Origin of the sequence: Mesorhizobium sp. STM 4661 (assembly GCF_000359125.1) — a bacterium.
GTDB lineage: Bacteria > Pseudomonadota > Alphaproteobacteria > Rhizobiales > Rhizobiaceae > Mesorhizobium.
The window spans coordinates 78649-88445 of sequence record NZ_CAAF010000026.1 but is presented as its reverse complement, the minus strand read 5'-3'; the positions used below and the strand labels follow the sequence as shown (position 1 = coordinate 88445).

General features: G+C 61.4%; 9 protein-coding genes. 7 read left to right on the top strand and 2 right to left on the bottom strand.

Annotation, left to right across the window (positions count from 1 at the left end):
* The first annotated feature begins 158 nt into the window (after window positions 1-158).
* The 7 genes from phnL (at window position 159) to phnE (MESS4_RS08130) (ending at window position 7424) form a co-directional block, all read left to right on the top strand.
* The gene (phnL, locus tag MESS4_RS08165) at window positions 159-866 is read left to right on the top strand and encodes a phosphonate C-P lyase system protein PhnL (RefSeq protein WP_006328696.1); all 708 of its coding nucleotides are present in this window, start codon (window positions 159-161) and stop codon (window positions 864-866) included.
* Window positions 863-1480: a DapH/DapD/GlmU-related protein gene (locus MESS4_RS08160; RefSeq protein ID WP_006328693.1), complete on the top strand. Its 618-nt coding sequence runs from the start codon at window positions 863-865 to the stop codon at window positions 1478-1480. Before phnL ends, MESS4_RS08160 begins: the two co-directional genes overlap by 4 nt.
* Before the next feature lie 552 nt (window positions 1481-2032).
* Complete coding sequence (locus tag MESS4_RS08150; protein ID WP_006328690.1) at window positions 2033-2743, top strand: DUF1868 domain-containing protein; 711 nt, start codon at window positions 2033-2035, stop codon at window positions 2741-2743.
* A gap of 166 nt (window positions 2744-2909) precedes the next feature.
* Window positions 2910-3758 (top strand): phosphonate ABC transporter ATP-binding protein, encoded by an 849-nt coding sequence (gene phnC, locus MESS4_RS08145; protein WP_006328689.1) that lies wholly within the window; start codon window positions 2910-2912, stop codon window positions 3756-3758.
* Between the two features lie 145 nt (window positions 3759-3903).
* Window positions 3904-4812 (top strand): phosphonate ABC transporter substrate-binding protein, encoded by a 909-nt coding sequence (gene phnD / locus MESS4_RS08140; RefSeq protein ID WP_006328682.1) that lies wholly within the window; start codon window positions 3904-3906, stop codon window positions 4810-4812.
* A gap of 76 nt (window positions 4813-4888) precedes the next feature.
* The gene (phnE, locus tag MESS4_RS08135) at window positions 4889-5863 is read left to right on the top strand and encodes a phosphonate ABC transporter, permease protein PhnE (RefSeq protein WP_006328681.1); all 975 of its coding nucleotides are present in this window, start codon (window positions 4889-4891) and stop codon (window positions 5861-5863) included.
* Between the two features lie 4 nt (window positions 5864-5867).
* Window positions 5868-7424 (top strand): phosphonate ABC transporter, permease protein PhnE, encoded by a 1557-nt coding sequence (gene phnE / locus MESS4_RS08130; protein ID WP_006328680.1) that lies wholly within the window; start codon window positions 5868-5870, stop codon window positions 7422-7424.
* 109 nt (window positions 7425-7533) lie between these two features.
* On the opposite strand, the gene MESS4_RS08125 is transcribed toward phnE (MESS4_RS08130), so the two are convergent.
* The gene (locus MESS4_RS08125) at window positions 7534-8427 is read right to left on the bottom strand and encodes a sugar phosphate isomerase/epimerase (protein WP_006328679.1); all 894 of its coding nucleotides are present in this window, start codon (window positions 8425-8427) and stop codon (window positions 7534-7536) included.
* Between the two features lie 34 nt (window positions 8428-8461).
* On the bottom strand, window positions 8462-9649 hold the full coding sequence (locus MESS4_RS08120) for a Gfo/Idh/MocA family oxidoreductase (RefSeq protein WP_006328678.1): 1188 nt from the start codon (window positions 9647-9649) through the stop codon (window positions 8462-8464).
* Window positions 9650-9797 lie beyond the last annotated feature (148 nt).

Here is a 9797-nt window from a genome sequence, read left to right as displayed (position 1 = left end):
GGGGGGAGATTGGCAGCTTTTATGCCCCGCCCGTTCTGCAACGAGGGAGAATGGCGAAACCGAATGCGACAGCTGATCTCCCCCCTTGAGGGGGAGATGGCCGGCAGGCCAGAGGGGGGTGCTGGCCCGCAAACGAACGACGATTGGAGGACCTTCTGATGCCAACCCCGCTCGTCGTCTCCGATGTCGCCAAGAGCTTCACCATGCATCTGCGTGACGGTATCAAATTGCCTGTTGTCGCCGGTGTTTCGTTTTCGATCCGGGCCGGAGAATGCGCCGTGCTCGGCGGCCCCTCCGGCGCCGGCAAGAGCTCGATCCTGAAGATGCTCTACGGCAACTATGCCGTCGACGAAGGCCAGATCATCGTCCAGCATGAGAACGGGCTCATCGATCTCGCGACAGCCAGCCCGCGCACCGTGCTTGCCGTGCGCCGGCAAACGATTGGCTATGTCAGCCAGTTCCTGCGCACCGTGCCGCGCGTCTCCGCCCTCGATGTCGTCGCCGAGCCTTTGGTCGAGCGCGGCGAGGAGCGCGAAGTCGCGCGCGACAGGGCCCGCGCCTTGCTGGCTGAGCTCAACCTGCCGGAAAAGCTCTGGGCGCTGCCGCCGGCAACGTTTTCCGGTGGCGAGCAGCAGCGCGTCAACATCGCGCGCGGCTTCATCACCGAGCACCCGATCCTGCTGCTCGACGAACCGACGGCCTCGCTCGACGCCAGGAACCGCGACGTGGTGATCGCGCTGATCGCGGCCAAGAAGGTGGCGGGCGTCGCCCTGCTTGGCATCTTCCACGATCACGATGTGCGCGAGGCGGTGGCCGATCGCATCATCGACGTGACCGCCTTCGCCGCCGGGAAAATTGCCGCATGAGCAGGAAGCTGTCGGAGGCGCCGCTGGTCCATGAGACGGCGCAAGTCGAGAATTCGACGCTCGGCCGCTGGACCGAGATTGCCGACCGCAGCCGGGTTTCGGAAAGCACGCTAGGCGACTATTCCTACATGATGCAGGACTGCGCCGTCTGGTGCGCGATGATCGGCAAGTTTTCCAATATCGCCGCCGCCGTGCGCATCAACGCCACCAACCACCCGACCTGGCGGCCGACGCTGCACCATTTCACCTACCGCGCCTCGGACTATTGGGACGACGCCGAGCACGAGAGCGAATTCTTTGCTGAGCGTCGCGCCAAACGCGTCACCATCGGCCACGACACCTGGCTTGGCCACGGCTCGACCATCCTGCCCGGGGTCACCGTCGGCGATGGCGCCGCCGTCGGCGCCGGCGCGGTCGTATCCAGGGATGTCGCTCCTTACACCATCGTCGGCGGCGTGCCGGCCAGACCGATCCGCGAGCGTTTCGACCGCCGCACGGCGGAGCGCTATCAGGCGCTGGCCTGGTGGGACTGGGATCACGCCCGGCTGCGCGCCGCGCTCGACGATTTTCGGGAACTGTCGGCCAATCAGTTTTTGGAGAAGCATGGGGGTTGACGCCCCGAAAAAGTCAGCCGCTCAGGCAAATGTCCAAAATAATAGAAAGAAATCCTAACGTGATAAGAATAGTAACACCAGTCTGACTTGACCTGACAAGTTCTATAAATTTTTTGTCATGACCAATATCTACAAGCGATTTGGTTTTTTCCTCAACCTTGTTTGCAAAATTTATCGTAACTAGCGCGATTAAAAAAATGACAATCGTTAGAATAATGGCCGCGTCGCGCCCATTTCCATAATTGTACAGGTATCCCGATATTGGATGGTTCAAGCTACCAACCCGATATACGGACATCAAAACCAGGGCCACTGTGAAACTTATCGCAGCGACTACCCCTTCAGCATACAGCCGCAACCACTGGCGCCAACGTAGCAATTAGGAAGCCTCTCTTTGATACGAGTTTGAATCTTTATTTCAATCTTGATGATGTGCAAACCCCGGCAGAATCGCTTGGCGAATCCTGCCTTTGATATTCTACTTCTTGGCACGGTTTTCATGTCCCTGACACATCGTCGGGGCAGGACGCGGCCTTTCCTCTGGAGATCGCAATGCCTGTTTCAGTCAAACCTTCGCTCGCCGGATTCTTTGCCGGCTCGAATCCAAACCCTCCGCTGCATCTCGGCAGGCGCTACGACACCTCTGGTAATTTTCTCAACGAGCCCGGCAACACCGTCGTCTGCCAACTCATCAGCGGCTCGCCATCCGAGGCAGTGGTGGTGGAAGTGCGTGAGCGGATGCGCGCCATGCCCGATGCCGACCAGTTGGCCTTTACGCCGGTCTCCAGCCTGCACATGACGCTGTTCCAGGGCATCATCGAATACCGCCGCCGGCTTCCTTATTGGCCGGCGGATGTGCCGCTCGACACCAGCATCGACGCCATGACCCGCCTCTATCAGGAACGACTGAACGGCTTCGAAGGCCGCGGCGCCTTCAAGGTCAAGGTCGTCGATGTCGTGCCGACCGGCTTGACCGTTGCCGGCGCAACCGATGAGGACGTGCGTATCATGCGCGCCTGGCGCGATGCTTTGGCGGTGCCGTTCGGATATCGGCATCCCGACCACGATGCTTACGTCTTCCACATCACTTTCGCCTACCAGATCCGGCGTCTCGAGGACGAAAGGGCAACCGAGTGGCAGGACTTGTTCGACGATTGCCTCTCGCTGTTTGCCCGGCAGGCTCCGGTCATCGAGCTGCGGCCACCCGCCTTTTGCAGCTTCAGGGACATGAAGCATTTCGAGGAGCTGTTGGTCCTCGGCTGATCCCATGCATGCCGCCCGGACGGCAGCGGTTTGGGTGAACTCGCCTTCCCGCTCGACGCGCCTGTGGGCGGTAACAAAACTGACATCAATCCGACACCGCAGGTTCATGGCGTTGCGCTAGCGAGGGTTAACAGACCTTCAACGCGACTGGACTGGAGCTTACCCCATGTCAGCAACGCTCGAAATTCGCGGCGTCACGCGCCGGTTTGGCAAGAACACCGCCGTCAGCAATGTCGACCTGTCGATCCCGCACGGTCAGATGGTCGGCATCATCGGTCGCTCCGGCGCCGGCAAATCGACCCTCTTGCGCATGATCAACCGTCTCATCGATCCGAGCCAAGGGTCGATTTTTTTTGACGGCGCCGAAGTTTCCAGGCTGCGCGGCTCACCACTCCGACGCTGGCAGCGCGACTGCGCCATGATCTTCCAGCAGTTCAATCTGGTGCCGCGCCTCGACGTGCTGACCAATGTGCTGCTCGGCCGGCTCAATCATCGCTCGACTCTTGCCAATCTGCTCGGCGTCTTCTCCCGCGAGGAACGAGCCGAGGCGATAGCGGCGCTCGAGCGCCTCGACATCGCCCGCACGGCGTTGCAGCCCGCCGGCACTCTGTCCGGCGGCCAGCAGCAGCGGGTCGCGATTGCTCGCGCCTTGATGCAACAGCCCAAGGTGATCCTCGCCGACGAGCCGATCGCCTCGCTCGACCCGCTCAACGCCAAGGTGGTGATGGATTCGCTGCAGGACATCAATCTGCGCGAGGGCATCACTGTCGTCACCAATCTGCACACGCTGGATACCGCCCGCACCTATTGCAACCGCATCATCGGCATGGCCGCCGGCAAGGTCGTCTTCGACGGTCGGCCCGAAGATCTCAACCGCGAGGCGGTGCGCATGGTCTATGGCGCCGACAGCAATGGTGGCGAGATCTCCGAGGCCATCACCTCGACCAGCGTCGCCATCAAGCCAAAGATCGCCGCATCCGCCGGACCGCTCGAGCCAGCATTTCCTGGCTACTGATCCATGATCCCGACAAGTGGATACCGGTTTTCGGAAAAGATCATGGACAAACAAAAAAGCCGCTGGGATCGCCAGCCCGCGTCAAGGGCACCTGTCAAAATTCGAACGCTGCCGGCGCGATGCCGGATCCAACAGGAGACACGAGATGTTTAGAAAGATACTTTTCAGCGCCGTTTCCATCATCGCCATGGCGATGGGCTCGGTCCAGGCACAGGACCTGAAGGAATTCCGCGTCGGCATTCTGGGCGGCGAGAACGAAGCCGACCGTCTGCGCAACTACCAGTGCTTCGCCGACCACATCAAGAAAGTCCTCGGTGTCGAGAAGGTTTCGCTGTTCCCGGCCGCCGACTACGACGGCGTCATCCAGGGTCTGCTCGGCGGCACGCTTGACTATGCCGAGCTCGGCGCTTCCGCCTACGCCAAGATCTATCTCGAAAACAAGGACGCTGTTCAGCCGATCCTGACGACGGTCCAGACCGACGGTTCGACCGGCTACCGTTCGGTTATGGTCGCCCGTGCTGATTCCGGCATCAAGACGCTCGCCGACATGAAGGGCAAGAAACTCGGTTTCGCCGATCCCGACTCGACTTCTGGCTATCTGATCCCGGTCACCTCACTGCCCAAGGACATCGGCATGGATGTGAAGAGCTACTTCGCGTCGACCGGTTTCGGCGGTGGCCATGAACAGCTTGTCCTTGAAGTTTTGAAAGGCACTTTCGATGCCGGCACCACCTGGGCTTCCGGCGTCGGCGACTTCAAGGACGGCTACAGCTCGGGCAATCTGCGCAAGATGGTCGACAAGGGCGTCCTCAAGATGGACGACCTCGTCGAATTGTGGCAGTCGCCGCTGATCCCGAACGGCCCGCTGGTCGTGCGTGCGTCGATCGACGCCGGCGCCAAGCAGAAGATCACCGATTTCCTGACCAAGCTTCCGCAAACCGATCCGGCCTGCTTCTCGGCGATACAAGGCGGCGACTTCAAGGGTTATTCGCCGGTCACCCCGGCATTCTATCAGGCGATCATCGACGCCCGTAAGGCGAAGATCGGCTCTTAAGCGCATCGCTGGCACGACGCCGCCGGGGCCATGTGCCACCGGCGGCGTTGCCGCATCAAGGGCCGGGGATCTATCGATGAGTGCGACCGACGTCTACCGCGCGCCTGCGCTTTCACCGGAGGGAGCGATCGTCGAGCGGCACTGGCGCGACCTCGCCGCTCGCCGACGCCTTTACACGATCGGAGGCCTGGTTTTCCTGCTTGTTGCACTTTCAGGCTCGCTCTGGTTCGCCAACGAAACCAACGCCGGAAAGTTCTTCGACCGGCTTCCCTACATTGCCGACTTTTTCGTCGAGTTGAAGCCCCGCGACTGGTTCGACCCGGTGCGTGCGCTGTTCGACCTGCCGTCGCCCTATGAGGATGGCAGCCTCAAGTACGACTACCCCGAGGGCAGGGTCTACCTGACCCAAAGCCTCTACATTCCGGAGTATTTCTACCGGATGATCGAGACGCTGAACGTTGCCCTGTTTTCGACGCTGGTGGGCTCCACCTTCGGTTTCCTGCTCTGCTTCCTGGCAGCAGGCAATATCACGGCCAGCCGCTGGCTCCGTTTCACCACTCGCCGCTTCCTCGAAATTGTCCGCGCCTTTCCGGAAATCGTCATTGCCGGCTTCTTTCTGGCGGTCTTCTCGCTTGGACCGATTCCGGCGATCCTCGCGGTCAGCATCCACACCGTCGGCGCGCTCGGAAAAATGTTCTTCGAAGTGGTCGAGAATGCCGACATGAAACCTGAAGAAGGCTTGCGTGCCGTTGGCGCCAACTGGGTCGAACGGGTGTGGTTCGGCATCGTGCCTCAGGTTCTGCCCAACTTCATGAGCTATTTCCTGCTCCGCTTCGAGATCAATGTGCGCGCTTCGACCATTCTCGGCGCCGTCGGCGCCGGCGGCATCGGCGAATCCCTGCGTCTTTCGATCAGCCGGGGCCATGAGGCCAAGACCATTGCCATCGTCTTTCTGCTGTTCTGCACGATTGTCGCCGTCGATCAGTTTTCGGCATGGCTGAGACACCGTCTTGTCGGCAGACAGGCGTTCGCATACGGGCGCGGGGAGTAGCGCAATGAACGCCGACGCCATCAACGACATCGCCGCTCGCCATCCGGACGCGTTCCGGCGCTCCCTATGGAAGCGCTATGCCGCCCCGATCGGCGTCCTTCTGTGCATTCTCTACACCTTCTATTGCTGGTGGTTCTTCTCGATCGGCATGGTTCTCGAAAAGGCGAACTGGAACCTTGCCAGCGCTTATCTCGCCGACTGGGTGTCTTACGAAATCCGCCCGGACATCGAATTCAAGGACAATTATCTGACGATCGACTACTCCCGCTTCTCCAAACTGGGACCCAATCCAAATCCCGACTGGGTGACCAAGGAGATGGCTGTGATCGAGCGGCGGGTCGACGCCGCACCAGCACCGGCGATCGCGACTGACAAGTCGTCGCAGGGTTCGTTCATGGCGCCTGGCGCGCCAACTGCTGAGAACCCGGCCGCCCCGCCAGACCAATCGGCTCAGGCCGCGCCTAAAACGGTGCGCGAAAACGCCGTCGTGGCGGCGACGGTCGTCTTTGGCAACGGCCGGATCGCCATCACGCCAAACCTTGTCACCGTAACGCGGGGCGCCGAAAGCGTCATCTTCGACATTGCCAAGGACAGTTCCGTCATGCCGCGCGCAGCGCTGCCTGACTGGATCGAGCAGCGCAAGCCAGGCTCGACGGCCTATGTCTCGCTTGGATTTTTCGGCCGCGCTGAAGTGCAGAATGACGAAGTGGTCGCCTGGAGACGTTTTTTCGGTTGGGCCAATTTTGTGTTTGACACGAATTCGCCATTCTGGGGAAAGCCGTTCGGCGAGGTCGCTTCACTGATCGTCTCCGGGGAACGCATCGACCCGTCACGGTCAAACGCAGCGCTTGCCTGGGACAATATCCTCAACAACGCCGAGTGGCAGCATGGCGACGTGTGGCTGAAACTTTTGCAAACCATCGTCATGGCTTTTGTCGGCACGGTGCTGGCCTCGGTCGTCGCCTTTCCGCTCGCCTTCCTGGCCGCGCGCAACATCACGCCGAGCCTAATAGCCAACCAGACAACAAAACGCTTCTTCGATTTCCTGCGGTCTGTCGACATGCTGATCTGGGCGCTGTTCTTCACGCGCGGCTTCGGTCCAGGGCCGCTGGCCGGCATGTCGGCGATCTTCTTCACCGACACCGGAACCCTGGGCAAACTCTATTCCGAGGCGCTGGAAAACATCGACGACAAGCAGCGCGAAGGCATCCGCTCGGTTGGCGCCACGCCGGCAATGGTGCAACGCTACGGCGTGCTGCCCCAGGTTCTGCCGGTATTCCTTAGCCAATCCCTCTATTTCTGGGAATCGAACACACGGTCGGCGACGATCATAGGCGCTGTCGGCGCCGGCGGCATCGGTCTGAAATTGTGGGAAGCCATGCGCACCAACACCAACTGGGCCAATGTCTTCTACATGGTTCTGTTGATCCTGGTTGTCGTTTTTGTCTTCGACGGCATTTCCAGCTATCTCCGCCGCAAACTGATGGGCACGGCCGGAAACGGCAACGACGAGCGGCCCGGGCGCGCTCCCGCCCGCCTGGCGCCGGCGGCCAGACCATGATCCCGAACCGAAGGTCAGCGCAGCAAAAAGTGGAACCCGGTTTTCGGGAAAGATCATGGTCGAACAATAAGATAGAGCCCATCCCGATTCTATCGGGATGAATCAGGCTCTATACCGCCTGAGAGGAGGAAGGCTTGGCTGCGTCCGCGGCGCCGCCGGCCTTCTTCCAGCCGTCCCTGATATGCTTGTAGCCATCGCGGTAGACGGCTTCCGGGCTCTCGGAAAAATCGCGCCACACCTTGGTGGCCGCCGCCAGATCTTTCAACGAGCGGCCGAAGGCCTCGATCGTCAGCCAGTCGTCATAGCCGCTCTTGCGAATGGCCGAAAACGTCTCCTTCCAGGGAATGTTGCCGCGCCCCGGCACACCGCGATCGTTCTCCGAAATGTGGATATGGACGACATTTTTCCGGTTCCGCCTATAGGCGCCGATCGGGTCGGCCTCCTCGATATTGGCATGGAAGGTGTCGTACATCGCCTTGATGTGCGGCCGGTCGATAGCGTCGATATGTTCGGACAGATCGTCCATCGTGTTGAAGAGGTAGCATTCGAAGCGGTTGAGCGCTTCCAGCCCGATGGTCACGTTCCTCTTACCGGCATGATCGCCGATGGCACGCTGCGAGGCGACCGAGCGCTTCTTCTCCGCCGCTGTCGGCCCGGTACCGGAGAAGGCGCCCAGCGTCGAATGCAGCGGACCGCTCAGCTTGTTCGCGCCAAGCGCCTGAGCGCAGTCGATCGCCCATTCCATGTGGTCGATGCCGGCCTTGCGCGCTGAGCCATCGGCGGAGATCAGGTTCATCGAGGGATCGCCCATGGCCGAGACCGCGGTTCGCTCCAGCCCGATGCGGTCGAGCAAGTCGCCGAGCTTCCTGTAGTCATCGGGCGTGCCGGCAAAGATCGGGATCTCGACACCGTCGAAACCGGTTGCCTTGATGTCACGCAGCAGCTTCTCGTGCCTCTTCGAGACGCTGGTCGTCCACAAGAACATGCACATGCCGATTTTCATCGACGCCCCCTCCCTTGAATTCCCCCAAATGCATTTACAGCTTCGTCCACACCCCATTCTTCTTCGAAGACTTCACGCAGGCCTCGATGAAGGCCATGCCTTCGACGCCGTCTTCGATGGTCGGAAAGACGACATCCTTTGCCGGCTTGCCGCCCTTCTTGCGTGCCGCGCGGATGGCGCGGGCCGCCTCCTGGTAGATATTGGCGAAGCCTTCGAGATAGCCCTCCGGATGGCCTGACGGAACGCGGCTGACACGTCCGGCGACCGGCAGCGCGCCTGCACCGTTGCGGGTGAGCAACTGCTTCGGCTGGCCGAACGGCGTATACCAGAGATAGTTCGGATCGGCCTGCACCCATTCCAGCCCGCCCTTGGAGCCGTAGATGCGCAACTTCAGCCCGTTCTCGTGGCCGGGCGCCACCTGGCTCGCCCACAACATGCCCTTGGCCGGGTGCGCCTTGCCAACCGACTTGAAGCGCAGCATGACATTGACATTGTCGTCGAGCTGCCGCCCCGGCACGAAGGCGTCGAGATCCGCCGACAGCGCGTCGAGCTCCAGCCCGGAGACGAAACGCGCCAGATTGTAGGCATGCGTGCCGATGTCGCCCAGCGCACCGCCCGCACCGGCCTGCTTGGGGTCGGAGCGCCAGGACGCCTGCTTCTGGCCGGTGGCGGCGAGGTCCTCGGTCAGCCAGTCCTGCGGATATTCCGACTGCACGATGCGGATGTCGCCGAGCTGCCCCTTGGCCACCATCTCGCGCGCCTGCCGCACCATCGGATAGGCAGTGTAATTGTGCGTCAGCACGAACACCTTGCCGGTCTTCTCGACCAGGGCGGCAAGTTTCTTTGCTTCCGCCAGCGTGGTGGCCAGCGGCTTGTCGCAGATGACATGGATGCCGGCTTCGAGAAAGGCCTTCGCCGCCGGCACGTGCACATTGTTGGGGGTGACGATGGCCACCGCCTCGATGCCGTCGGGCCGCTTGGCCTCGGCCTTGGCCATCTCGGCGAAAGAGCCGTAACTACGCGCGGGGTCGAGCCCGAGTTCGGCGGCCGATGCCTTGGCACGCGCCGGATCCGACGACAGCGCGCCGGCGACCAGCACGAAATCATTGTCCAGGCGCGCCGCGATCCGGTGCACGGCACCGATGAAGGCGCCTTGTCCACCGCCGACCATGCCATAGCGGATCGGACCGCCACCTGTTTCCGACTTCGATGCGCCGACCATGCTTTTCTCCTCGTTGGTTCCCCCAAAGGGCGGGGCTATCGCATATGGATTCTTGTGAAGAAGACCCCACCCTAACCCTCCCCACAAGGGGGAGGGAATGCTGCCGCACGCCTTTTATCGATGACATTCAGGCTTGCACTTCGACAGT

Bases quoted from the DNA above. Each gene is read 5' to 3' on its own strand.
- phnL (WP_006328696.1), top strand. From the start codon at position 159: ATGCCAACCCCGCTCGTCGTCTCCGATGTCGCCAAGAGCTTCACCATG.
- MESS4_RS08160 (WP_006328693.1), top strand. From the start codon at position 863: ATGAGCAGGAAGCTGTCGGAGGCGCCGCTGGTCCATGAGACGGCGCAA.
- MESS4_RS08150 (WP_006328690.1), top strand. From the start codon at position 2,033: ATGCCTGTTTCAGTCAAACCTTCGCTCGCCGGATTCTTTGCCGGCTCG.
- phnC (WP_006328689.1), top strand. From the start codon at position 2,910: ATGTCAGCAACGCTCGAAATTCGCGGCGTCACGCGCCGGTTTGGCAAG.
- phnD (WP_006328682.1), top strand. From the start codon at position 3,904: ATGTTTAGAAAGATACTTTTCAGCGCCGTTTCCATCATCGCCATGGCG.
- phnE (WP_006328681.1), top strand. From the start codon at position 4,889: ATGAGTGCGACCGACGTCTACCGCGCGCCTGCGCTTTCACCGGAGGGA.
- phnE (WP_006328680.1), top strand. From the start codon at position 5,868: ATGAACGCCGACGCCATCAACGACATCGCCGCTCGCCATCCGGACGCG.
- MESS4_RS08125 (WP_006328679.1), bottom strand. From the start codon at position 8,427: ATGAAAATCGGCATGTGCATGTTCTTGTGGACGACCAGCGTCTCGAAG.
- MESS4_RS08120 (WP_006328678.1), bottom strand. From the start codon at position 9,649: ATGGTCGGCGCATCGAAGTCGGAAACAGGTGGCGGTCCGATCCGCTAT.